Origin of the sequence: Klebsiella sp. HC6, assembly GCF_022605325.1 — a bacterium.
GTDB lineage: Bacteria > Pseudomonadota > Gammaproteobacteria > Enterobacterales > Enterobacteriaceae > Klebsiella > Klebsiella terrigena.
In genome coordinates this window covers 1,387,138-1,411,348 of record NZ_CP093276.1, presented here as the reverse complement: position 1 = coordinate 1,411,348, position 24,211 = coordinate 1,387,138, and the positions used below count along the sequence as shown (strand labels likewise).

Genomic DNA, 24,211 nt, shown 5'->3' with positions numbered 1-24,211 from the left:
CAATAATTTTCATATATATCATGTACATAATCAAAAATAAACACGACCTTTTACTTCACATTTTCAATATAAACATAATACTGTACAAATACACAGAGAATCCTTTGGGAGGGAATTCATGGTTGGCGAGCAACTCAGCCGAACGCAACAAAAATGGGCATGTGTGCAATTCGTCGCGAGGGTCTCGTTGATCGCGAACTGCAAACCATTAGATATCAAGCTCGCGCTCAATCTCATTGCTGACCTGGCGCACAGCGAAAACTGCGAACCAGAGGAAAATGTCTTTTATGAGGTCGAGTAGCATTTAGCAGATGTGATACTCAACACCGCTTAACCCCTGTAAACCTTGTTGGCGCGAAGACTCGCTGTTTGCGCTGACAGGGTTGAACAACTCGCTCCGCGAGGCGCTAGAAAATCCTCCCCGGATCAAGAATATTCAATTAATTTAGCCACGCATCTATCAGGTGCATGGATCCGCATGTTCTTTTGATCGCCCTACGCTCCCCTCACCGGCCACCACGTACGGGGCGAGAGGATTGTGGCAGTTGCATTAAAAACGCCCCATAAATCGGGCAGGCGTGGGGGGGAAAGCATTGCGCGCCAGTATTGAACTGACATTACTATTTAAACAATCAGGCTCATTTTGAATAGAAAAATAATTAACCCTGCAAAAATATACAGGGTCAATTAGAAAGCGGTCATAATAGTATGATTATTAAAATCAATTGAACTCATTTCATATAACTAATCTAAGACCATTTTTATTTTCCCATTCATTTATATGCTCGAACAACTCTGTTCCTTTAAAATAATTTGTCTCATATGCTAAAAATAGCAAATCTTCAATACAACCTGCATCAACCAACAGTTTACTTTGGCTTCCAAGCCCCTTTTTACAGATTATGAATAAAGCCTCTGCAAGATCGTGTCCATTAGCCATTTCTTTTATATCATTTTTCAAATCAATTATTTCATTCATAAATCTCTTCATATCATCTCTGGAAGGAATATCTCGCCCCCTGTTTTGAGAGAACTCCCAAACAGTATTCACCAAAAGATCATCGCCAAGATATTTAATATTACTCTCACATATAAATTTTTTAAACTTTAATCTATTCCCGTCTTTTTCTTTTGGCTTAAAAGAGAGCCCCAAATCGTTTTTTTTGTTTGCTAACCTAAGGCAAGCTAACGGATAAACTAAATTATAAGCCAAATCTATAATAGACCCATTTTTAGCTTCAAATACTTTCAATTTTTCGGATGACGTTACACTTTCTATGAAATCCATTAACGCCGGGCTATTAAAAACCATTCCTTCTGCATCATGATAATCTGTAGGAAAAATAGGCAACGCATAATCAACTGAGAATTTCTCATTATTAGGAATTCTAAGAAAATCAGCATCTCGAATGCCAATCATTTTATCAAATCCTCTTTTAAATAATATTTCATAAACCTCTCGCATATTATGCTTTCCGTGCATTACTTTTAGCACAGCTATATCATTGAGAAAGAATGACTTGAATATTTTTATATCCTGAGCACCTTCAACAAGCACATAATGCCCGGTAAATCTTGTGTCCTGCATGATGGAGTTTGCTATTCTTGCAGGTTTAATATCTTGCTCCATCACTCAACACCTCTTAACTCAACCTTCAACCCCCAATTATCATTTATGATGTCAGGTGAATGCGTTGCTATTATAACGGTGACATCATTAATTTCAGTCACTTCTTTTAGATCAGCGATGAACTCATTTTGCCATGAAATATGAAGTGATAATTCTGGTTCATCTATAAGTATCATGTCGCCTTTATGAGAATTGAAGATTAACTTATAGAATAGTATTAACTCATTCTGTTCACCAGAAGATAATTTAGAAGCGGGGATTGCCTCTAAATTATTTTTTTTGTCTTTTTTGACTGTAGACTTAAAATTAAGCCCACTAACTCTATTTATTTGTAGTATTTTATGTTTAAACCTCTTATTGATAATATCTTGAAATAATTTAAGCTTGATCGATAATTCATCGAAAGGCTTTATTTTTTCGTGACTATCGTCAATATAAAGCTTCAACAGTTTAATTAAATCAGATTGTGTATCATCAATCTGCAAAATATCAGAATCTTTAGTGTCTACACCCAACCCTACGGACGAAAGTACCTTTCTTCTATCGTCAAGAGTTTTGAGTGCAATATTCAGCTCTTCAAATGTATCTTTTGTTCCTTGTTTTAATTTATTAATTAATCTATTTGGATAAGTACTATCTAAACCTGAGGTAATATCAGATGATAATTTAACAGCATCTGTAATCATTTTTAAAAGCTCTGCCGAACACTTTTGAACGCTATTAACATAGGAATCCCCACCTATTTCTTTTGCAGTAATTATTCGCTGAGTCTCTATTAATCTAACATTTATTTTCTCCAGAGCATCCGTAAACCATTTCGGTTGACTGTCATCACTTTCACTTGAGTTGAAAAAACCTAAGTGCTTACCATACTTCAACTCAAGCCGACGCAGATTCATTAATTCCATTTCAAGTTGAACACTCTCATAATCTCTGTTTTTCTCATGATTTAGATAATTAATTAACTCAAGTTCTTCGATACGCTTCCTTTCAAATGCTGCTCTTTTTCGAGGTGATACATTTTCATCAATCTTTATCTTTGCAGTCTTGTTGGCTGCATTATTCTTTGCCCTTGAACCAAGCTCAGGTTTTTTCTTTATATTTTGATCAAATTTATTCACATTGAGATAAATATTGCCACTTTCTACTTTTTTATCTATCCTCCAAAACTCATCATTATCAAATGTTATAGTGAAAAAATCAAACTCTATACTTTTAAAATAATTAAACCTCTTATTAAAAAAAGAATCAATTGCTTCCAATATTATTGTTTTGCCTAACCCATTCTCACCAATAACAATAGTGATGTTACTTTCACTCATTAGCGAGATTCTATGGTTAAATATCCCAAAAAGATTCCCAACTTCAATTGATAATATCTTCATCAAACGCCTCCAATTCAATTTAAACACACTGCTGAATGTTAATATTTTAAACGCAGAACTTATACATCGTCTTTGACATTCACTCATACCTAGTACGTGCAGCCCTCAAAGACTATAAGTCCTAAACTTAATGACTGGGAAGCCTACCCACATATTAATTTCCATCATCCTTTCTTGCAACAGTAACAACTCATTTCGTACGAACACTTCTGCAACCTTCACCACATCACCAAACCCACCAGTATTATTAGGCATCATCCCCATCATCTGAGGAGGTACACGATGTGCGCTCATCAGGTCTTCCGCACTCACCTTCTTGATGTTAAAAAAATCATCCTTCGTCGCGACTTCACTCAACGGCACAATTTTAATGCCGTCAGCTTTGCCGTTCGGGGTATAGAAAAAAAGATTCTTAAAATTCCCAAGCCCCTTTGAATCGCGCATTGCCTTGCGCAGTGCTTCGACGTCGGTGCTACTTTGAGCTGCATCAGTGACGTACATGATATACCCAGCGGGCGCCCCATTCTGATAATACTTGCGACTAAACAGCGTCGCGTACTCATTCAGCCAGGCAGAATTGAGTACGCTCAGATACTCCGGCAGGCAGTACACCTCCTGGTTAATATCGGGTTCGAGCAAGTGAAACACCGTACCCGGAGCAAACTGGTGCGGCTACGAATCGGATTGCATATACCAATAGGTGTCATCCTCTACTCCTCGCCGGGGAGTGACCTCGACCACCAGTTTCGCGTCGCCGTCGAAAAAGTCGAACGTGAAAAACGTGCGCGCCAGCTATCAAGTATGAGAAACGATTAAGGGGAGAGAAAGCATGCTAATGGTGCTGGGCTTTTTTGTGTTTGAACGGCGGACCCTGCCGTATCAATCGATGCAGTATTCGAAAGAGTATGGCTGGGCGTCAAACGACCACATCGGCAAGCCACCGGCGTATCAGTTTCTCGGGGAGGGGGAAACCTCGCGCACCCTGTCGGGTACTCTGGACTGACCCCACCCCGGTAGACGATCCTGCCCTATAGTTGGACTGACCCCGCCCCGGTAGACGATCCTGCCCTATAGTTTGGACTGACCCAGCCCCGGTAGACGATCCTGCCCTATAGTTTGAGCATAGGAGGAGCGTATGGGCACACCACGATTTACACCTGAATTTAAGGAAGAAGCCGTCCGTCAGATAACGGAACGCGGTTATTCCGTCGCCGAAGTTTCTGACCGGCTGGGCGTTTTGTAAATAGACCCGTTTTAGTTCCATGCATTTTTTGAGTTCCCGGCCAGATAATGGTGCTGTCGGTATTCCTCCGGTGTCATATTGTTCAGCGATTCATGCGGACATTCACAGTTATATTCTGATAACCATTTTTCCGTGATTTCACGTACTTCATTCAGCGTTCTGAACAGATAAAAATCGAGTATTTCTGTGCGGTATGTCCTGTTAAAACGCTCAATGAAAGCGTTCTGTGTCGGCTTACCCGGCTGGATAAACTCCAGCTTTACTGCATGCTTCTCTGCCCATTCAGCCAGCGCCAGAGAGATAAATTCCGGACCATTATCCATGCGCAGCATGACCGGATAACCGCGGTTTGCCGCGATCCTGTCGAGTACACGGACCACTCGCGGAGCTGGCAGATTCAGATCTATTTCAATCGACAACGCCTCACGGTTAAAGTCATCAACGACATTGAACGTGCGAAAACGACGGCCACAGGCCAGCGCATCATGCATAAAATCGACAGACCAGCTCTGGTTCAGCGCTTCCGGCGTGGCCAGTGGTGAGGGATTGCGTACCGGCAGCCGTTGTTTGCCCTTACGGCGAAAATTCAGTTTCAGTAGACAGTAAATACGGTGGAGCCTTTTGTGATTCCACGGATATCCCTGCCGTCGCAGAACCTGGTAAAGCTTCGGAAAACCATATCGTGGGTATCGTTCTGTCACCGCCTGCAATGCGGCAATAACGGGCTCATCACGTGTGGTATCCGGGCGGTAATGGTAAACCGTTCTGCTCAGATTGAGACTCCGGCAGGCCTGACGGATACTGAGCCCAAATGTCGTTATCAGATGAGTGACCAGCTCACGCTTAAAGGCTGGTTTTAAAGTTTTTTTTCGATAACGTCTTTCAGCGCCCGGTTCTCCAGGCTAAGGTCGGCAAACATCTGTTTGAGACGGCGGTTCTCGTCTTCAAGATCCTTGATTTTTTTAATATCAGAAGCTTCCATGCCACCGTATCTGGACTTCCAGTTATAGTAGGTGGCTTCAGAGATACCGGCCTCCCGGCAGACATCTTTAACGGTTCGTCCGGCTTCAACCGACTTAATCACAGCGATGATCTGATGCTCAGTAAAACGGGCTTTACGCATAGCGATCTCCTTCGTTGGCAGATTGATTATGCCGGATGATCTCTAAATATGAATGGCACGATTATGCGGGATACTTACACGACCTTCAGTGGTAGCCCCTAATCGCGTGCAGCGGCAGTTTACCGTTGTCCGGGCCAATCAGGTCTGGGTCACCGACATCACTTATATCCGGACCTGGCAGGGATGGTTGTATCTGGCGGTGGTTATCGACCTCTTTGCCCGTAACGTGGTGGGCTGGTCGATGAAACCCACCCTCTCACGCGAACTGGCACTGGATGCGCTGATGATGGCGGTCTGGCGACGTAAACCGGACGGCGAGGTTGTCGTGCACTCAGACCAGGGCAGCCAGTACGGCAGCGACGACTGGCAGCGCTTCTGTCGGGCCAATAACCTGGCGCCCAGTATGAGCCGGCGTGGCAACTGTTGGGATACTCGTTCTAATATACTTTCAAATACCGGATCGGACTGACCCGTGCTGGGATTGGCTCAGATGCCTTTGTGTTGACCTGTCGTCCGCTTCTGGTATTTCCCGGGCATAGCCGGGCCCAGCGTTTGTGACCTGATAGGAGCTTTGTACTGCATCCCGAGTGTCCTGTCCTGCAATGGGGATGGTTGTGCTACCAGTAATATGGAGGCAAACCATGCAAAATGACATTCAATCTTCTGAAACCGTTATCCTGGGGGTTGATACCCATCTTGATATTCATATCGGTGCTGTTATCAGTCAGGCAGGTAAACTGCTTGGTACTCGCATTATTCAAACAACTCAAACTGGTTATCTGGAACTCTTTGATTGGGCTAAGTCTTTTGGGGGGCTCGAACGAGCAGACGTCGAAGGAACCGGGACTTATGGTGCTGCGTTAACACGTTTTCTCATTAAAAATGGTGTTTATGTTGTTGAAGTTAATCGGCCAGACCGCTCTACACGACGCCTTAAAGGGAAGTCAGATCCACTGGATGCAGAGAATGCAGCACGCACAGTACTGTCAGGAGGCAGTAAGGCCATACCAAAAATGCAGTCCGGTGCGTGTGAAGCTCTTCGGATTATTAGCGTTGCCCGACGTAGTGCAGTAAAAGCCCGCACGCAGGCGATTAACCAGCTTCGCGCGTTGCTGGTCAGTGCCCCGCAGGATGTTCGTGACAAGCTCTGGAAATCTAAACCACACGACTGCGTAGCCGCCTGCATTAACAGCGAAGTAACAGAGGTCTCTCCATTGCGTATAGCCCTGTGTAGCACGCTTCGAAGCCTTGCAAAACGATGGATGGCTCTGACTGAAGAGCTGAATGAACTGGACGAATCACTGGATAAACTGACCCGCAAATATGCCGGTAACCTTCGTAGCCAGTTTGGTGTTGGACCACAGACGGCTGCCACACTGCTGGCCGTTGCAGGTGATAATCCTGAACGCTTAAAAAATGAAGCGGCACTGGCATCACTTTGTGGCGTAAATCCGTTACCAGCATCATCAGGAAAAACAGTCAGACACAGATTAAACCGCGGCGGCTCACGTGAAGCAAACAATGCTCTGTGGACAATCGCTCTTGTGCGTATGCGTAGTGATCTGCGCACCAGAATCTATGTTGACAGACGAACTGGTGAAGGACTATCGACTAAGGAGATCCTGAGATGCCTAAAACGCTATATCGTCCGAGAACTGTATCCATTGATTTTATCGGACCTCGGCTATGCCAATCGCCCGCTCTTGACATAGGAGCGTCAACGCGGTGGCCGAATCGTTCTTCAGTTCACTGAAAAAAGAAAGGATCAGAAAACACATCTATAAAACCCGGGATCTGGCCCGGGCCGATATCTTCGATTACATTGAAGTCTTCTATAATCGGTCCCGGCGCCACAGTCATCTCGGCGGCGTCAGTCCGGAGGCCTTTGAACAGGCCTCGTCGTGAGGACAGAATTTGTCTACGGTGGTGGGGTCAGTCCACCATGCCTCCTCACCCGTCCACAAACAAGCAACAGCAACTCTGGCTTTAGGATGAAGGCCTGAGTTACAGACCTTGTCTTACATATTCTAAATTGGTAATAAAAAAGCTATCGGCTTACAGATGTGCTGTCTTGTTAAAGCAGGATGTGTTGTTTTAAAAAGTGATAAAAAACTTCTAGCTTCAACCGAATCCTCGTTCAACGAAATATTATCTTTGATGAAAGGGTAAAGTACGATTCCAGCACACATCGATAACGGCACATAATTTATAAATATATCTTCTTTTGCAAACCCTAGTTGGCTTGCTTTAGCTTCAAATGAATCAGCATCTAAATAATTACGGATACGTTCTTTAGCCTCTGGCCGAAGTCGAGATTCTTGACGCGGTAGAGAGAGCATCTCATCAATATCGCCCCATGAAATAGGAACCTCAAAGTAACCCCCACCTTCTTCTTCTGGAGGCGCAGGAAAATTCACATAAAAATAGTTTTTTTGCTGTGTAGGATCACTCGTGGCCTGGCGGTGAAAATTATAAATACTTCTTATACGGTTTGCCTTGTTATGATGCCGAGCATTTCTAATAACAAGCATCATTAACAATTCTGGTTTCAAATACCAATCAGGCGCTAACCCATTACTTTGCATATTGTCATACAAATTATGAAAAGCATTGAGTTGTGTGTTCAGGCCCGACTCTAAATTGCCAATTGCTTCAGCACGATCAATAGCCAACAAGCGCTGCAGAGACCAATTAGACTCTAATAAAACCCGGAAGGCCTGTGCAAGATCTTCAAAAGAGTGGGAAAGCATCCTTTTATCCTTAATACGCACATTGAAGAAATTTCAGTGTAACCCAAATGTACGAAACAAACAGTTGTAGATAGTAGTGGTAAGTAAAGCTAACGATAACTCTATCTACGTGACACTCTGTGGACACTGAAACAAAAAAAGGGGTCAGCATTACGCTAACCCCTTGTTCTATAACACGCTTTGGATGTCGCGTGAGATGCGTTCTTAGTTCAGACGCTCTTTGATACGAGCAGACTTACCGGTACGCTCACGCAGGTAGTACAGTTTAGCTTTACGTACAGCACCACGACGTTTAACAGCAATGCTGTCAACTACCGGAGAGTGAGTCTGGAAGACACGCTCAACGCCTTCGCCGTTGGAAATTTTACGAACAGTGAATGCAGAGTGCAGACCGCGGTTACGAATAGCGATAACCACGCCCTCGAATGCCTGCAGACGTTTTTTGGAACCTTCAACAACCCATACTTTCACTTCCACGGAATCACCCGGGCGGAAGGAAGGTACGTCCTGCTTCATCTGTTCTTGTTCAATTTGCTTAATAATGTTGCTCATAATTTAATCTCTTATCCTGGGTAAACTGATATTGGGGGCTTACGCCATCCCATCATGTTTATGCTGCTGTTGTGCGTGTTCAGTTTTGAACTGCGCCAGCAACTTTGCTTGCTCTTCAGTCAGAGCCAGGTTTTCCAAAAGTTCAGGTCTTCTAAGCCAGGTGCGGCCCAGCGACTGTTTCAAACGCCAGCGACGTATCTCAGCATGGTTTCCCGACAGCAATACTGGCGGTACCTCCATCTCTTCTAACACTTCAGGGCGGGTATAGTGTGGGCAGTCCAGCAAACCATCGGCAAAGGAATCTTCCGTTGCCGAAGCTTCATGACCCAGAACCCCCGGAATGAACCGGGAAACGGAATCAATCAGCGTCATTGCTGGTAACTCACCACCGCTGAGTACGTAATCGCCGATTGACCATTCTTCATCAATTTCGGTCTGAATTACGCGCTCGTCTATCCCTTCGTAGCGACCGCACACCAAAATCAGCTTCTGATTCGTTGCCAGTTCGCTGACGCCCGCTTGATCAAGCTTGCGTCCCTGAGGCGACAGATATATCACCTTAGCGCCTTCACCTGCCGCGGCTTTTGCTGTATGGATGGCGTCCCGCAAGGGTTGCACCATCATTAACATCCCCGGTCCGCCGCCGTAAGGACGATCGTCCACGGTACGGTGCCGGTCATGCGCGAAGTCGCGAGGACTCCAGCTCTGGATGCTCAGCAGGCCATTTTTTACTGCCCGGCCAGTTACCCCGTAATCGGTAATTGCGCGGAACATTTCAGGAAACAGGCTAATTATGCCAATCCACATAGCGCCGTCTTTTACCGTTTATCCGGAGAATTTAAAAACCAGGATCCCAATCTACTTCGATTGTACGAGTAGCGAGATCGACTTTCTTGATAACCTGCCCATCGAGGAACGGAACCAGCCGCTCCTTGATGCCAAACGCATCTTTCAGGTTTGCCTTAATGACGAGAACGTCATTTGACCCGGTTTCCATCATATCGATGACTTTACCCAGGCCATAGCCTTCGGTGGTGACTACCTGGCAGCCCATCAGGTCTTTCCAGTAATAGTCGCCCTCTCCGAGCTTCGGCAGCTGCGAGGAATCCACGATAATTTCGCAATTAGTCAGCAGATTCGCAGCATCGCGATCGTCAATGCCCTTCAGCTTGATGACGATATCCTGATTGTGGTGGCGCCAGCTTTCCAGCTCAACAACCTGCCACTGACCCGCCTTCTGGATTAACCAGGGCTGATAGTCAAAAATGCTTTCGGCGTCTTCGGTGGAGGAAAACACTCTGAGCCAACCACGGATACCGTAGGAAGAACCCATTTTGCCCAATACGATCGGATCAACAGGTGCTTGTGCGGTGTGTTGCTTGCTCATCATGACCACCGTGACAGATTAAGCTGCTTTGTTCGCTGCTTTGATCAGCGTAGCTACGCGATCGGAAACGGTAGCGCCCTGGCCAACCCAGTGAGCGATACGATCCAGATCCAGACGAGTTTCTTCTTCTTTCGCGGAAGCGATCGGGTTGAAGAAACCAACGCGCTCGATGAAGCGACCGTTGCGTGCATTACGGCTGTCGGTGACAACAACCTGGTAGAACGGACGCTTTTTAGCGCCGTGACGAGCTAAACGAATAGTTACCATAACATCCTCTTGTGTGAATAGAACAACCGGGCCCCATCGAGGAACGGGGCCCGGGTGTCATATTAAAAGCTCGAAAATTTTACTGATTTCTGTGAAAAAATCAATTCAAAACTGCAATACGCTAAATAATTCGAGTTGCAGGCAGGCGGCAAGCGAGTAAATCCCCGGGAGCGTACACAAGTACGTGACCGGGGTGAGCGAACGCAGCCAACGCATCAGCGGCTTGAATGATGACGCGTATTAACGACCGGGGAAGCCCGGCGGCATCATGCCTTTCATGCCGCGCATCATCTTCATCATGCCGCCTTTCGACTTCATCTTCTTCATCATGCGCTGCATATCGTCGAACTGCTTGAGCAGACGGTTAACGTCCTGCACCTGCATCCCGCAGCCCGCGGCGATGCGGCGCTTGCGCGAACCTTTGATGATCTCAGGCTTGGCGCGCTCTTTCAGCGTCATCGAGTTGATGATGGCTTCCATCCGCACCAGCACTTTATCGTCCATCTGCGACTTAACGTTGTCCGGGATCTGCCCCATGCCCGGCAGCTTGCCCATCAGGCTGGCCATGCCGCCCATGTTCTTCATCTGACGCAGCTGCTCGAGGAAGTCGGTGAGGTCAAAGCCATCGCCCTTCTTCAGCTTGGAGGCCAGCTTTTCGGCCTGCGCGCGGTCAACCTTGCTCTCGATATCTTCGATCAGCGACAGCACGTCGCCCATGCCGAGGATACGGGAGGCAATACGATCCGGATGGAACGGCTCCAGGGCTTCGGTTTTTTCGCCGACGCCGAGGAATTTAATCGGCTTACCGGTGATATGACGAATCGACAGGGCCGCACCGCCGCGGGCGTCGCCGTCCACTTTAGTCAGCACAACGCCGGTCAGCGGCAGCGCTTCATTAAACGCTTTCGCCGTGTTCGCCGCATCCTGGCCGGTCATCGCATCAACGACAAACAGGGTCTCTACCGGGTTAAGGGCAGCGTGAACCTGCTTGATTTCGTCCATCATCGCTTCGTCAACGTGCAGACGACCGGCGGTATCCACCAGCAGCACGTCGTAGAACTTCAGCTTCGCTTCTTTCAGCGCGGCGTTTACGATGTCGATCGGCTTCTGGCCGACGTCGGACGGGAAGAAATCAACGCTCACCTGCTCGGCCAGCGTTTCCAGCTGTTTAATCGCCGCCGGGCGATAAACGTCCGCGGAGACAACCAGCACTTTCTTCTTGTGCTTCTCACGGAGGAATTTACCCAGCTTCGCGACGCTGGTGGTTTTACCGGCGCCCTGCAGGCCCGCCATCAGCACTACGGCCGGCGGCTGAGCGGCTAAGTCCAGCGCCTGGTTCTCTTCGCCCATCGCCGCAACCAGCTCGTTGCGCACGATCTTGACGAATTCCTGGCCCGGCGTCAGGCTTTTGTTAACTTCATGACCCACCGCGCTCTCTTTTACGCGGCTGATGAAATCACGCACGACGGGCAGCGCGACGTCCGCCTCGAGCAGCGCCATGCGCACTTCGCGCAGGGTTTCTTTAATGTTGTCTTCGGTAAGGCGTCCGCGGCCGCTGATGTTGCGCAGCGAACGCGACAAACGATCGGTTAAATTATCAAACATTGTCTCTCGCCTGAGGTGGAAACTGTCGGTCGCCGCAGCGACACCACAAATACAAATTTGCGGCAGTATAACACGACATGTACCGGGATGTGATGCAACGGTTGGAGCAGACGTCGCGTAACGCTATACTGCTTCTCTTTCTTATTTAGTCAACAGTCGACGCCCATATGCCTGTTTTTGCTCTACTCGCGCTTGTCGCCTATTCCGTCAGCCTGGCGCTGATCGTCCCCGGCCTACTGCAAAAGAACAGCAGCTGGCGGCGGATGGCGATACTTTCAGCAACTATTGCGCTGATTTGTCATGCTTTTGCGCTGGAGTCACGCATTTTCCCCGGCGGCGATAGCGGGCAAAATCTCAGCTTGCTCAACGTCGGCTCGCTGGTCAGCCTGATGATCTGTACGGTGATGACCATCGTCGCGTCGCGCAATCGAGGCTGGCTGCTGCTGCCCATCGTCTACGCTTTTGCGCTGATTAATCTGGCCTTCGCCACCTTCGTTCCAAACGAATACATCACGCACCTGGAAACAACCCCGGGCATGCTGGTACATATTGGCCTGTCGCTCTTCTCTTACGCGACGCTGATCATTGCCGCCCTGTATGCCCTGCAGCTGGCCTGGATTGACTACCAGCTGAAAAACAAAAAGCTGGCTTTTAGTCACGAAATGCCGCCGCTGATGAGCATTGAGCGTAAAATGTTTCATATCACCCAGGTCGGCGTGGTGCTGCTGACGCTGACGCTGTGCACCGGGCTGTTCTACATGCATAACCTGTTCAGCACGGAAAACATTGATAAAGCCGTGCTGTCGATCGTGGCGTGGTTCGTTTATATCGTCCTGCTATGGGGACACTACCATGAAGGCTGGCGCGGTCGCCGGGTCGTCTGGTTTAACGTCACCGGCGCAGGCCTACTGACGCTGGCTTATTTTGGCAGCCGCGTCCTTCAGCAGTTTATTAGCTAAATCCAGACTACGAGCAACTCCACCGGGCAGCATTACAACAGGTCATCTGAACGCCGTTAGCGCCGACCCCCCGCGTACCCTCAGTACGCGAAGGCTCCAGGCTCTGGCGGCTCGGGCCGGTAATCGCCCGGTGGGACAGGCTTTAAGGAGTCCCTCCTGGAACACATCTCTACCACCACGCTAATCGTGACGTTGATTATCATGGTGATCATCTCAGCCTATTTCTCCGGTTCTGAGACCGGCATGATGACGCTGAACCGCTACCGCCTGCGTCATATGGCGAAACAGGGTAACCGCCAGGCGAAGCGCGTCGAAAAGCTGCTGCGCAAACCCGATCGCCTAATCAGCCTGGTGCTGATCGGCAACAATCTGGTTAATATCCTCGCCTCTGCGCTGGGGACTATCGTGGGTATGCGCCTGTACGGCGATGCCGGGGTGGCGATCGCCACCGGTGTTCTGACCTTCGTGGTGCTGGTCTTTGCCGAGGTCCTGCCCAAGACTATCGCCGCGCTGTATCCGGAGAAGGTCGCCTATCCGAGCAGCTTCCTGCTGGCGCCGCTGCAGGTGCTGATGATGCCGCTGGTGTGGCTGCTGAACACCATCACCCGCCTTCTGATGCGAATGATGGGCATCAAGACCGATATCATTATCAGCGGGGCGCTGAGCAAAGACGAGCTGCGCACCATCGTGAATGAATCGCGCACGCAAATCTCCCGCCGCAATCAAGACATGCTGCTGTCGGTGCTGGACCTCGAGAAGGTCAGCGTGGACGACATTATGGTTCCGCGTAATGAGATTATCGGCATCGATATTAACGATGACTGGAAGTCTATCGTCCGCCAGCTCACCCACTCGCCGCACGGCCGCATTGTGCTCTACCGCGGTTCGCTGGATGACGCAATCAGCATGCTGCGCGTCAGGGAGGCCTACCGCCTGATGACCGAGAAAAAGGAGTTCACCAAAGAGGTGATGCTCCGCGCCGCGGACGAGATTTACTTCGTGCCGGAAGGCACGCCGCTGAGCACGCAGCTGGTGAAGTTTCAGCGCAATAAGAAGAAGGTGGGGCTGGTAGTCGATGAGTATGGCGATATCCAGGGCCTGGTGACCGTTGAAGATATTCTGGAAGAGATTGTCGGCGACTTTACGACCTCGATGTCACCCACCCTGGCGGAGGAAGTGACCCCGCTCAACGACGGCTCGGTGATTATTGACGGCAGCGCCAACGTTCGCGAAATCAATAAGGCGTTTAACTGGCACCTGCCGGAAGACGAAGCCCGAACGATTAACGGCATTATTCTCGAAGCGCTGGAAGAGATCCCCGTTCCCGGCACCCGCGTGCGCATCGAGCAGTACGATATCGATATTCTCGACGTTCAGGACAATATGATTAAGCAGGTGAAGGTGATGCCGGTGAAGCCTATTCGTGAAAGCGCGGCGGAATAATCGGGCATTAACTCAGTGAAGCGGTGAACCTCGGTTCGCCGTTTTTTTGCCGCCAAAGCGGCGCCAGCTCAGGGAAATAAAGCATAAAAAAACGGCCACCCGCAGGCGGCCGTTTTACAGCGAATTACTTCGCCTTCGCCACGGTCACCATCGCTGCGCGAATAGTACGACCGTTCAGGGTGTAGCCTTTTTGCATCACGCCCAGCACGTTGCCCGCCGCCACGTCTTCAGACTCAACCATCGCGATGGCCTGGTGGACGTTAGGATCCAGCGGCACGTTGGTCTCGGCAATCACTTCCACGCCGAATTTATGGACAACGTCCAGCATCGATTTCAGCGTCAGCTCAATACCTTCAACCATAGAAGCCATATCCGGATTAGCTTTATCGGCCACTTCCAGCGCGCGGTCCAGGCTATCGATCACCGGCAGCAGTTCGTTAACGAACTTCTCCAGAGCGAATTTATGCGCCTTTTCCACGTCAAGCTCGGTGCGACGACGCAGGTTTTCCATTTCCGCTTTTACGCGCAGGACACCTTCGCGTTCACGAGTCTGGGCTTCAACCAGCTGCGCTTCCAGATTCGCAATTTTTTCATCGCGCGGATCCACCTGGTCAGCAGAAACCTCAGGCTCAACCGCCTCAACGTTGTCGTGCTGTTCCGTGATAATTTCTTCCGGGGCTTGCCCGTCAGGCGTTTTCTGTTCTTTACTACTCATGAATTTCTCCGCGTTTTTTTCGCATTCATCTCGCTAACTTCGCTTATTATGGGGATCAGTTTCCGGGTTTCAAGGGAAGCAGTCAGATTGTCATCATTCATTTAACGCAAGGACATCCAGAACATGAAGAACCATTTCAAGTGTATAGGCATTGTGGGGCACCCTCGTCACCCGACCGCGCTGACCACACATGAAATGCTCTGGCGCTGGCTGTGCAGCAAAGGCTATGAAGTTCTGGTTGAACAACAGATCGCCCATGAGCTACAGCTTAGCAACGTCAAAACGGGAACGCTGGCGGAAATTGGCCAGCAGGCGGATCTGGCGGTCGTCGTTGGCGGTGATGGCAACATGCTCGGCGCCGCGCGCACCCTGGCGCGGTACGATATTCAGGTCATCGGCATCAACCGCGGCAATCTTGGTTTCCTGACCGACCTCGACCCGGATAACGCGCTGCAGCAGCTTGCCGACGTGCTTGAAGGCCACTATATCGCCGAAAAACGCTTTCTGCTGGAGGCCCAGGTCTGCCAGCAGGATTGCCAGAAGCGCATTAGCACGGCGATTAATGAAGTGGTTCTGCATCCGGGCAAGGTCGCGCACATGATCGAGTTCGAGGTCTATATCGACGAGGTTTTTGCCTTCTCCCAGCGCTCCGACGGCCTGATTATCTCCACCCCGACGGGCTCCACCGCCTATTCGCTCTCCGCCGGTGGCCCTATTCTGACGCCTTCACTCGATGCCATCACCCTGGTGCCGATGTTCCCGCATACGCTTTCGGCCCGCCCGCTGGTTATTAACGGCGACAGCACCATTCGCCTGCGCTTCTCCCAGCGCTGCAGCGACCTTGAGATCAGCTGCGACAGCCAGATAGCCCTGCCGATTCAGGACGGCGAAGATGTCTTAATCCACCGCTGCGACTACCACCTGAATCTTATTCACCCGAAAGATTACAGCTATTTCAATACATTGAGCACCAAGCTCGGCTGGTCGAAAAAATTATTCTGATTTTATAAGCTGCCTCTTTACTGGATAAAAAACCAGTCTATACTGTACGAAAACACAGTAATGGTTTTTCATACAGGAAGGCAGCTATGTTGGCGCAACTCACCATCAGTAATTTTGCTATCGTTCGTGAACTGGAGATCGATTTCCACAGCGGCATGACCGCCATCACCGGGGAAACCGGTGCGGGGAAATCGATAGCCATCGATGCGCTTGGCCTGTGCCTTGGCGGCAGAGCGGAAGCAGACATGGTGCGAAGAGGCGCCAGCCGCGCGGACCTGTGCGCTCGCTTCGCGCTAAAGGATACGCCCGCAGCGCAGCGCTGGCTGGAAGAGAACCAGCTGGAAAGCGGACGTGAGTGTTTACTTCGCCGCGTCATCAGCACCGACGGCCGCTCGCGCGGCTTCATTAACGGTACCGCCGTTCCTCTCTCCCAGCTTCGCGAGCTCGGCCAGCTGCTTATCCAGATCCACGGCCAGCACGCGCACCAGCTGCTAACCAAGCCAGAACATCAAAAAACGCTGCTCGATGGTTATACCGGTGAGTACGCGCTTACTCAGCTCATGGCCGGGCATTATCGCCAGTGGCACCAGAGCTGCCGCGAGCTGGCGCAGCATCAGCAGCAGAGCCAGGAACGCGCCGCCCGCGCCGACCTGCTGCAGTATCAGCTAAAAGAGCTGAACGAGTTCTGCCCTCAGCAGGGTGAATTCGAACAAATCGACGAAGAGTACAGGCGCCTTGCCAACAGCGGCCAGCTGCTGAGCACCTGCCAGCATGCGCTGACGGTGATGGCGGACGGCGAAGAGGCGAACCTGCAGAGCCAGCTCTACGCCGCTAAGCAGCTGGTGGGCGGGCTGGTCGGCATGGACGACAAGCTCTCAAGCGTGCTGGATATGCTGGAGGAAGCCTCAATTCAGCTTAGCGAGGCAACCGACGAGCTGCGCCATTACAACGACCGCCTGGATCTCGACCCGAACCGCCTGTTCGAACTGGAGCAGCGCATCTCGCGGCAGATTTCCCTCGCGCGCAAGCATCAAATTACGCCGGAAGAACTGCCTGCGTTCTATCAGGCGCTGTTAGAAGAGCAGCGCCTGCTGGACGACAGCGCGGGCTCTCTGGAGTCGCTCAGCCAGACGGTGGTTGAGCATCACCAGCTGGCGCTGGAAACGGCCCGCCAGCTGCACGCCGCGCGTCAGCGCAGCGCCGATGAGCTGACCCGACTGATCACTGAAAGTATGCACTCACTTTCCATGCCTCACGGGGTCTTTGCTATCGATATCGCCTTTGATGAGCGTCATCTGACCGCCGAAGGCGCGGATCGCATCGAGTTTCGCGTGACCACCAACCCCGGCCAGCCGCTGCAGCCTATCGCTAAAGTCGCCTCCGGCGGCGAGCTATCCCGTATTGCGCTGGCGATTCAGGTCATTACCGCACGGAAGATGGAAACGCCGGCGCTGATTTTCGATGAGGTTGATGTCGGCATCAGCGGCCCAACGGCCGCCGTGGTCGGCAAGCTGCTGCGCCAGCTGGGAGAATCGACTCAGGTAATGTGCGTCACCCACCTGCCGCAGGTGGCTGGCTGCGGTCACCATCACTTTATCGTCTGCAAAGAGACCGACGGTGAGATGACCGAAACTCACATGCATCCGCTGGATAAACGCGCGCGTCTGCAGGAGCTGGCTCGCCTGCTGGGCGGGAGCGAAGTCACGCGCAACACGCTGGCGAACGCGAAAGAGTTGCTCGCGGCGTAAACTTTTTGATTTCCGCAGAGTCATAGTGAACAGCAAATTGCCGCAAGACCTGCAGTCGAAGGTTTCCAACTGGGCAAAGGTCTATTATTATCGGCATATTACAGATGAGCCACGTACTGCTCGGGCCCGAAAAGGAATAAAATCACTATGCGCTGTAAAACGCTGACTGCTGCCGCAGCGGTTCTTCTTATGTTGACCGCAGGCTGTTCCACTCTGGAACGAGTGGTTTACCGTCCTGACATCAACCAGGGTAACTATCTGGCACCTAACGATGTAGCAAAAATTCGTGTCGGCATGACGCAACAGCAGGTTGCTTATGCTCTGGGTACCCCAATGATGTCGGATCCGTTTGGCACTAACACCTGGTTCTACGTTTTCCGTCAGCAGCCTGGGCATGAAAAAATTACCCAGCAGACCCTCACTCTGACCTTTAACAGCAGCGGTGTGTTAACCAACATTGATAACAAACCGGCTCTGACCAAAGACTAATGCGCGGACCGCGGCAGTAGTCATACCGCTCCGGAAACGCAAAAAGCGCTCATTGAGCGCTTTTTTTATGCCAACCGACACTACTTCTCGTCGTTCTTTTTTTCTGCCCGCTGGCGCCGCAGCTCTTTCGGGTCTGCAATCAGCGGCCGGTAAATCTCCACCCGATCGCCATCATGAACCTCATCGTGCAGCTTAGCCGGGCGGCTATAAATTCCCAGCTTGTTTTTCGCAAGGTCGATATCGTCGCGTAGCGCCAGAAGCCCGCTGGCAATAATCGCCTGTTCGACGGTCGCCCCCTCCTCCAGCTTTACGCTTTGCAAATACTGCTTTTCCGGCAAGGCATAGGCGACTTCAACGACGATTTTAGCCGACACGATAAACCTCTTTCGCCCGGGTGGTAAACGCCTGCACCATATTGAGCGCCAGCTCTTTAAAGATGCGGCCAAACGCCATTTCAATCAGCTTATTGGTGAACTCAAAATCGAGGTGGAATTCGATTTTGCACGCCTCCGGGCTCAGCGGAATAAACCGCCAGCCGCCAATAAGCGATTTAAACGGGCCATCGACCAGACTCATCAGGATGCTCTGGTTGCTGGTTAGCGTATTTCGCGTTGTGAAAGTCTTGCTAATCCCTGCCTTGGACACATCAACCGCCGCCATCATCTGCGTCGGTCCGGACTCCAGCACGCGGCTACCGGTGCAGCCTGGCAAAAAATCAGGGTAGGACTTCACATCGTTTACGAGTTGATACATCTGCTCCACGCTGAACGGCACCAGCGCGGTACGGCTAATCTGAGGCATAGCAAGTTCCACATTTAAACACGGCGCAAATAATATCATTTATCTGCTGCTAAAAAAAACGCTGTGCCACAACTCGTGCTAAGATAACGCGTTACACCTCGCAGGATGGATTGAGGTAACTATGTATAAGATAAGCGATGACTTCAGGACACTATGACTAAGAAAAAAGCACACAAACCTGGATCAGCCACCATTGCGCTGAATAAACGCGCCCGTCATGAATACTTTATCGAAGATGAATACGAGGCGGGTCTTGCCCTGCAAGGGTGGGAAGTCAAATCTCTGCGCGCCGGCAAAGCCAACATCGGCGATAGCTACGTGATCCTGAAGGACGGCGAAGCCTATCTGTTTGGTGCCAACTTTACGCCAATGGCCGTGGCTTCGACCCACTACGTCTGCGACCCGACGCGCACCCGTAAGCTGCTGCTGAATCAGCGCGAGCTCGATGCGCTGTACGGTCGTATTAACCGGGAAGGTTATACCGTCGTTGCCCTGTCGCTGTACTGGAAAAACGCCTGGTGCAAAGTCAAAATCGGCGTAGCGAAAGGTAAGAAACAGCACGACAAGCGTACCGATCTGAAAGACCGCGAATGGGCGGTCGATAAAGCGCGCATTATGAAACACGCCGGACGCTAATCTCCTCCTCTAAGGGCCAGCTAAGCTGGCCCTTGTGCTATATCGTTGTTGATGCTGCTTTTTTGCCCAACCTGGCGCCATAAACCACCGCACGGGGGCTGGTAAGCCTGTTCATAAATCTGCTATACTTGTCCTAACACATTGGGGCTGATTCTGGATTCGACGGGATTCGCGAAACCCAAGGTGCATGCCGAGGGGCGGTTGGCCTCGTAAAAAGCCGCAAAAAAATAGTCGCAAACGACGAAAACTACGCTTTAGCAGCTTAATAACCTGCTCTGAGCCCTCTCTCCCTAGCTTCCGCTCTTAAGACGGGGATCAAAGAGAGGTCAAACCCAAAAGAGATCGCGTGAATACCCTGCCTGGGGTTGAAGCGTTAAAACTAATCAGGCTAGTCTGGTAGTGGCGTGTCTGTCCGCAGGTGCCAGGCGAATGTAAAGACTGACTAAGCATGTAGTGCCGAGGATGTAGGAATTTCGGACGCGGGTTCAACTCCCGCCAGCTCCACCAAATAATGATCCGGATACGTCCGGTGAAGTACAGAAAGCCCGCATGGCACAAGCCCTGCGGGCTTTTTTGTGTCTGTCGTTGTCCGAGAACATCCGGCTAAATCCGATGATTATTGGTATACGTTTAGGTATACGGTAGGATGTATACCTAAAAGCGTATACCAATTCATGAAGGAGCGGCCACAGTGGCACGGACAACACGCCCCCTGACCAACACCGAAGTTCTGCGCGCTAAGGCGTTAGAGAAGGATCTAACGCTGCATGATGGCGATGGGCTTTTCCTGATCGTAAAAACCAGCGGGAAAAAGCTCTGGCGTTTCCGTTATCAACGTCCGGCAACAAAGCAGCGAACAATGATGGGGCTTGGTGCCTTCCCTGCCCTTTCGCTTGCTGATGCCCGAGGTTTAAGAGCGGATTACCTTGCCTTATTAGCCAACGGAATCGACCCGCAAATTCAAGCTGAAGTTGCAGAGGAACAGCAGCAAATCGCACTAGACAGTATTTTTTCAACGGTCGCCGCTAACTGGTTCCAGCTCAAAAGCAAAAGCGTTACCCCTGAGTACGCAAAAGACATTTGGCGCTCACTGGAAAAAGATGTATTCCCTACCATCGGTGAGATCCCAGTTCAGCAAATCAAAGCCCGGACACTAGTTGAAGCTCTTGAGCCAATCAAAGCTCGTGGGGCGCTTGAGACTGTACGTCGACTGGTACAGCGCATTAACGAGATAATGATTTATGCCGTAAACACTGGCCTGATTGATGCAAATCCAGCATCAGGTATTGGAATGGCCTTTGAGAAGCCTAAAAAGCAAAACATGCCGACACTACGGCCAGAAGAATTGCCAAAACTCATGCGTTCTCTGGTGATGTCGAATCTTTCTGTTTCGACTCGCTGTTTAATTGAATGGCAACTCCTGACGCTTGTGCGTCCTTCTGAGGCTTCCAGTACCCGGTGGGCAGAGATCGATCTTGATGCAAAGCTCTGGACAATTCCTGCCGAACGGATGAAAGCTAAGCGTGAGCACATAGTCCCACTATCTCCTCAAGCGTTAGATATTCTGGAAGTGATGAAACCAATCAGCGCTCACCGTGAACATGTTTTTCCCAGCAGAAATAACCCGAAACAGCCAATGAATAGTCAGACTGCTAATGCCGCACTTAAGCGTATTGGTTATGGTGGGAAATTAGTTGCTCATGGCCTCCGCTCTATCGCAAGTACTGCAATGAATGAAGCTGGAATGAATGCGGACGTTATCGAGTCAGCATTAGCACATGCTGATAAAAACGAAGTGCGCAGAGCTTATAACCGCTCAAATTATATATTCCAGAGAATAAACCTAATGAACTGGTGGGGGGAATATATAGTCAAAAGCAAGGCCTGATCTTAAATGGCCTTGCTTTTAATATTCAACATCTGCAGTTATCACGTAAAAATTGCGGAATCCAATTAACAAAAAACAATGAATTATTGAAAAGTGAAAATATTTCCTCAGTGGTTTTCTCTAAGGTGAAATTTCCATAGTCCTGATGGACAAGTCTATTCCTTTCTGAACCTAACGATAAAAAAGCACGTATAGATACTTCCAATGTAGAGTTTCTACGTACCTCTTCTTTGGCGATCGTAGAAAAAGAACCACCAAACAATGAAAAAAAGGAGTTTGCGGACGTCTGCTCCCAGTTAAACCATGTATGATATTGTCTATTTATTGCTTTTTGCTGTATGAGCGCTGCGAGAATATGATTTTCACCAGCTATTTCATACGCAAATTGCAACACATTTTCGGTCATTCTTTTTTCGAAGTAACTAGCTGCAGCTAATAATAATGATTTTCTGAAATTATCCTCAGCTACGTTTAGCAGCGATATCTCCCCTGACTCACTTAGTATACGGGTTAGCTCGCCAAACTCTGCATGTAGTCTTTCTACTATGTTCGTTGACATTGCGACTCTCTTATACAATAACTAAATCACGCTTAGCGATAGAAATTCTTAGCTCAACATTGGCAACCTTTGTCGTACCCTCGTTAGCTGCTGCTGTAAAATCCGAATTCGACTTAATTAGCTCAATACTTTCACATTGTATTTTTCCACGAATCAACTCATGTTTTAAAAATGAAGGCTCACATGCAGCGGTAAACACTGCCTCATAGAGAGCAATATTAAACCTTTTATTGCTTTTATTAACAAACGCATCATCAGGAAGTTCAGAACAGCTATCAATAAAACTCAAATATAAATCCTGCAAATATTCATTTTTTTCTTTAGTATTTGTCTTACTCTTTTTAGAAAACTGATTTAAAAACTTAACCATGGAAGGAATATAGTTATCGAAATCAATCAACATTGCAAATCCGCGGAGAATAATCTCTACATCTTTTACATGTAAGTCAGGTTCAGTAGTAGCAAGAATCCGTCTTGTCCCAGGATGAATATTAATCTTATAAAGCATTGCGTAAAAATCAGAATGATACATGCTCGTTCTGATTTCCTGTGGCCTTAAGTTAATCCCCCCAGTATTCAATCTATTGAAGATTTCATACATAGATGAATCATCTCCATCTGGAGTATTTTGCTTCACAATTATATTCCGAAGCGGACGAAGATCAAACTGCGTTTTATATTCACCAAGAGTTGAATAATTCAGCCCTTTAAATATATTTTTAACCCCAGGCACCTTCTCTTGTAATTTTAAATTGAAGTTTTGGAAATAGGTGTCATCATGAAGAATCTCTTCAGGTATTTGCCCCTCCTTATCAAAAATCTCTCTTAGCTGAACCCTCATCTCTTTCTTAGGAAAACGTTTTTTAATGAAATAATAAATAGACATGAGCCTTTGCTGCCCATCAATAACTAAAAAACTATTCCTTGCTTGCTCATATAAAAATAGCTGAGGAACCGGCAACCCTAAAATAAGGGATTCAATCAATTTAGATGACCGGGCCATGTCCCATACAAAGTTCCTTTGAAAACCTGGTATTTTTACCGCACCAGATTCAATAAAACTATGCAATGTCATTACATTAAAATCATTGGGAGTAGAAGTTATATCATATTCTGAAATTTGGAATTGATCCAACTCATCTGCATAATCATCAAACCAAGTTTCATCATTCGCAATTTCGCCATACTCAGTGGACATTTATAGCCTCGTAATATCTTTTTTGTTAAGGAATTTATAGCTTACATTAAACAATCATGAGCGCGCAATGCTCTCCCCGCCACGCCTGCCCGCTTCGTGGGTCGGTTTTCATGCAGGTGCATCGGGGGGCTCAGGCCGCGCCGGGACAGGGCTGCGAAGGGAGTGACGGGACGGGAAAGCGCATGCAAAACCATGCACCCTGTGGATGCATGGCTTAATTCGGGAAAATAGCGGTATTTTCGGGGATTTTTGCGGGGGCTACTTACTGGCCAGTTCCGCGCGCCGGCGGGCATAAATCAGACTCTGTGCGGGGGTGTATTTTTCCTGATTATCCACCCGCGAAGCCGCGTCAGGCCTGAATCCGATGGCCGTTAAAATATCGCTGTCTTCTGCGGCATAATTAATTTCTTCACCGGTACTCAGCCACACGGACAGCGCTTTGCGCAGGTAATGTGCCGAACGGTCGAGCGCATGGCCGGTCAGGAGTGCGGGCTGCTGACTGAGTCCCATCAGCTCCGGGGCAAGCGTGGCGGCGAGCTCTGTCCCGTGCGCCTGCATAAAGTCATTCAGCCGGTTGCGGATACTGATGCGCTGTACCGCTTCATGGGAGCGGATATAGCGCCCGGCGGCCTGATTTATCTCCCATTTTTTGACATCGATAATGTCGCGCAGTGTCTGCATTCTGCCCGGTATACGCTCATCCCCGGCCAGCACCTGCTCGCGGTATTCCTGCTCTGCGGTCACGAGTTCGGCTTTACGGTTCAGCCAGTCGGTTTCGTTCTTCTGACAGGCTTCAAAGGCCTGCTGTAGCGTAAGGGTGGTCATGGTCAG

At 49.4% G+C, this 24,211-nt stretch carries 24 protein-coding genes, 1 other RNA gene and 5 pseudogenes; 14 read left to right on the top strand and 16 right to left on the bottom strand.

The window, feature by feature from the left end; all coding sequences use genetic code 11:
* The first annotated feature begins 118 nt into the window (after positions 1-118).
* A complete protein-coding gene (locus MMW58_RS06935; protein ID WP_241722980.1) occupies positions 119-301 on the top strand; it encodes a hypothetical protein in 183 nt (60 codons plus the stop codon).
* 435 nt (positions 302-736) lie between these two features.
* Here the strand turns inward: MMW58_RS06935 and MMW58_RS06930 are convergent, their stop codons facing one another.
* From MMW58_RS06930 to MMW58_RS06920, 3 genes and pseudogenes are all read right to left on the bottom strand, one after another.
* Positions 737-1,630 (bottom strand): DUF4435 domain-containing protein, encoded by an 894-nt coding sequence (locus tag MMW58_RS06930; protein ID WP_241722979.1) that lies wholly within the window; start codon positions 1,628-1,630, stop codon positions 737-739.
* Entirely contained in the window at positions 1,630-3,015 is a 1,386-nt protein-coding gene (locus MMW58_RS06925; RefSeq protein ID WP_241722978.1) for an AAA family ATPase, read from the bottom strand. The genes MMW58_RS06930 and MMW58_RS06925 overlap by 1 nt, the downstream gene beginning before the upstream one ends.
* Before the next feature lie 105 nt (positions 3,016-3,120).
* Positions 3,121-3,738 (bottom strand): annotated as a pseudogene (locus tag MMW58_RS06920) (phage portal protein); the annotation flags it as partial.
* A gap of 106 nt (positions 3,739-3,844) precedes the next feature.
* On the opposite strand from MMW58_RS06920, the pseudogene MMW58_RS06915 reads away from it, so the two are divergent.
* Positions 3,845-4,012, top strand: a pseudogene (locus MMW58_RS06915) (phage tail protein); the annotation flags it as partial.
* A gap of 138 nt (positions 4,013-4,150) precedes the next feature.
* Positions 4,151-4,252, top strand: a pseudogene (locus tag MMW58_RS06910) (transposase); the annotation flags it as partial.
* Positions 4,253-4,269: 17 nt separating this feature from the next.
* Here the strand turns inward: MMW58_RS06910 and MMW58_RS06905 are convergent.
* Positions 4,270-5,381 (bottom strand): IS3 family transposase gene (locus MMW58_RS06905; RefSeq protein WP_241722977.1). Its coding sequence is split into 2 segments (ribosomal slippage): positions 4,270-5,120 and positions 5,120-5,381, totalling 1,113 coding nucleotides; the frame shifts between segments, so codons are not numbered across the junction.
* A gap of 79 nt (positions 5,382-5,460) precedes the next feature.
* Between MMW58_RS06905 and MMW58_RS06900 the strand changes: the two are divergent.
* From MMW58_RS06900 to MMW58_RS06890, 3 genes and pseudogenes are all read left to right on the top strand, one after another.
* Positions 5,461-5,811: pseudogene (locus MMW58_RS06900) on the top strand (IS3 family transposase); the annotation flags it as partial.
* Between the two features lie 211 nt (positions 5,812-6,022).
* Positions 6,023-7,093, top strand: coding sequence for an IS110 family RNA-guided transposase (locus tag MMW58_RS06895; RefSeq protein ID WP_241722976.1), 1,071 nt, complete (start codon positions 6,023-6,025; stop codon positions 7,091-7,093).
* Between the two features lie 7 nt (positions 7,094-7,100).
* A pseudogene (locus MMW58_RS06890) lies at positions 7,101-7,286 on the top strand (IS3 family transposase); the annotation flags it as partial.
* A 122-nt stretch (positions 7,287-7,408) separates the two neighbouring features.
* On the opposite strand, the gene MMW58_RS06885 reads toward MMW58_RS06890, so the two are convergent.
* The 6 genes from MMW58_RS06885 to ffh form a co-directional block, all read right to left on the bottom strand.
* Positions 7,409-8,131, bottom strand: a complete 723-nt coding sequence (locus tag MMW58_RS06885; RefSeq protein ID WP_241722975.1) for a hypothetical protein — start codon at positions 8,129-8,131, stop codon at positions 7,409-7,411.
* A gap of 204 nt (positions 8,132-8,335) precedes the next feature.
* A complete protein-coding gene (gene rplS, locus MMW58_RS06880; RefSeq protein WP_041146788.1) occupies positions 8,336-8,683 on the bottom strand; it encodes a 50S ribosomal protein L19 in 348 nt (115 codons plus the stop codon).
* Between the two features lie 39 nt (positions 8,684-8,722).
* Positions 8,723-9,490: a tRNA (guanosine(37)-N1)-methyltransferase TrmD gene (gene trmD, locus MMW58_RS06875; RefSeq protein ID WP_045855697.1), complete on the bottom strand. Its 768-nt coding sequence runs from the start codon at positions 9,488-9,490 to the stop codon at positions 8,723-8,725.
* A 31-nt stretch (positions 9,491-9,521) separates the two neighbouring features.
* Positions 9,522-10,070, bottom strand: a complete 549-nt coding sequence (gene rimM / locus MMW58_RS06870) for a ribosome maturation factor RimM (RefSeq protein ID WP_045855721.1) — start codon at positions 10,068-10,070, stop codon at positions 9,522-9,524.
* 18 nt (positions 10,071-10,088) lie between these two features.
* Entirely contained in the window at positions 10,089-10,337 is a 249-nt protein-coding gene (gene rpsP, locus MMW58_RS06865) for a 30S ribosomal protein S16 (protein ID WP_041146791.1), read from the bottom strand.
* 240 nt (positions 10,338-10,577) lie between these two features.
* The gene (ffh, locus tag MMW58_RS06860) at positions 10,578-11,942 is read right to left on the bottom strand and encodes a signal recognition particle protein (protein WP_041146792.1); all 1,365 of its coding nucleotides are present in this window, start codon (positions 11,940-11,942) and stop codon (positions 10,578-10,580) included.
* A 167-nt stretch (positions 11,943-12,109) separates the two neighbouring features.
* On the opposite strand from ffh, the gene MMW58_RS06855 reads away from it, so the two are divergent.
* Together MMW58_RS06855 and MMW58_RS06850 are read left to right on the top strand one after the other, a co-directional pair.
* Positions 12,110-12,901, top strand: coding sequence for a cytochrome C assembly family protein (locus MMW58_RS06855; RefSeq protein ID WP_133601454.1), 792 nt, complete (start codon positions 12,110-12,112; stop codon positions 12,899-12,901).
* A 156-nt stretch (positions 12,902-13,057) separates the two neighbouring features.
* Positions 13,058-14,344: an HlyC/CorC family transporter gene (locus MMW58_RS06850; protein ID WP_159237987.1), complete on the top strand. Its 1,287-nt coding sequence runs from the start codon at positions 13,058-13,060 to the stop codon at positions 14,342-14,344.
* Positions 14,345-14,468: 124 nt separating this feature from the next.
* On the opposite strand, the gene grpE is transcribed toward MMW58_RS06850, so the two are convergent.
* Positions 14,469-15,059 (bottom strand): nucleotide exchange factor GrpE, encoded by a 591-nt coding sequence (grpE, locus tag MMW58_RS06845; RefSeq protein WP_076948147.1) that lies wholly within the window; start codon positions 15,057-15,059, stop codon positions 14,469-14,471.
* 123 nt (positions 15,060-15,182) lie between these two features.
* On the opposite strand from grpE, the gene nadK reads away from it, so the two are divergent.
* The 3 genes from nadK (at position 15,183) to bamE (ending at position 18,298) form a co-directional block, all read left to right on the top strand.
* Entirely contained in the window at positions 15,183-16,061 is an 879-nt protein-coding gene (gene nadK / locus MMW58_RS06840) for an NAD(+) kinase (RefSeq protein WP_041146796.1), read from the top strand.
* A gap of 86 nt (positions 16,062-16,147) precedes the next feature.
* Complete coding sequence (gene recN / locus MMW58_RS06835; protein ID WP_241722974.1) at positions 16,148-17,809, top strand: DNA repair protein RecN; 1,662 nt, start codon at positions 16,148-16,150, stop codon at positions 17,807-17,809.
* 147 nt (positions 17,810-17,956) lie between these two features.
* Entirely contained in the window at positions 17,957-18,298 is a 342-nt protein-coding gene (bamE, locus tag MMW58_RS06830) for an outer membrane protein assembly factor BamE (protein WP_041146798.1), read from the top strand.
* Between the two features lie 80 nt (positions 18,299-18,378).
* Here bamE and MMW58_RS06825 read toward each other — a convergent pair whose 3' ends face one another.
* Both MMW58_RS06825 and MMW58_RS06820 read right to left on the bottom strand, forming a co-directional pair.
* Positions 18,379-18,672, bottom strand: a complete 294-nt coding sequence (locus tag MMW58_RS06825) for an RnfH family protein (RefSeq protein ID WP_045855709.1) — start codon at positions 18,670-18,672, stop codon at positions 18,379-18,381.
* Positions 18,662-19,099 carry a type II toxin-antitoxin system RatA family toxin gene (locus MMW58_RS06820; RefSeq protein WP_041146800.1) on the bottom strand — a complete coding sequence of 146 codons (438 nt, stop codon included), beginning with the start codon at positions 19,097-19,099 and terminating at the stop codon, positions 18,662-18,664. Before MMW58_RS06820 ends, MMW58_RS06825 begins: the two co-directional genes overlap by 11 nt.
* Before the next feature lie 153 nt (positions 19,100-19,252).
* Between MMW58_RS06820 and smpB the strand changes: the two genes are divergently transcribed.
* The 3 genes from smpB (at position 19,253) to MMW58_RS06805 (ending at position 21,623) form a co-directional block, all read left to right on the top strand.
* Positions 19,253-19,735, top strand: coding sequence for an SsrA-binding protein SmpB (gene smpB, locus MMW58_RS06815; protein ID WP_045855711.1), 483 nt, complete (start codon positions 19,253-19,255; stop codon positions 19,733-19,735).
* Between the two features lie 143 nt (positions 19,736-19,878).
* Positions 19,879-20,242: a transfer-messenger RNA gene (gene ssrA, locus MMW58_RS06810) on the top strand.
* 184 nt (positions 20,243-20,426) lie between these two features.
* Positions 20,427-21,623 (top strand): integrase domain-containing protein, encoded by a 1,197-nt coding sequence (locus tag MMW58_RS06805; protein WP_127719206.1) that lies wholly within the window; start codon positions 20,427-20,429, stop codon positions 21,621-21,623.
* A gap of 25 nt (positions 21,624-21,648) precedes the next feature.
* On the opposite strand, the gene MMW58_RS06800 is transcribed toward MMW58_RS06805, so the two are convergent.
* The 3 genes from MMW58_RS06800 to MMW58_RS06790 form a co-directional block, all read right to left on the bottom strand.
* A complete protein-coding gene (locus MMW58_RS06800; RefSeq protein ID WP_080177293.1) occupies positions 21,649-22,182 on the bottom strand; it encodes a HEPN domain-containing protein in 534 nt (177 codons plus the stop codon).
* A gap of 10 nt (positions 22,183-22,192) precedes the next feature.
* A complete protein-coding gene (locus MMW58_RS06795) occupies positions 22,193-23,380 on the bottom strand; it encodes a DUF262 domain-containing protein (protein WP_241722973.1) in 1,188 nt (395 codons plus the stop codon).
* Between the two features lie 258 nt (positions 23,381-23,638).
* Positions 23,639-24,205, bottom strand: coding sequence for a phage polarity suppression protein (locus MMW58_RS06790; RefSeq protein WP_241722972.1), 567 nt, complete (start codon positions 24,203-24,205; stop codon positions 23,639-23,641).
* Positions 24,206-24,211 lie beyond the last annotated feature (6 nt).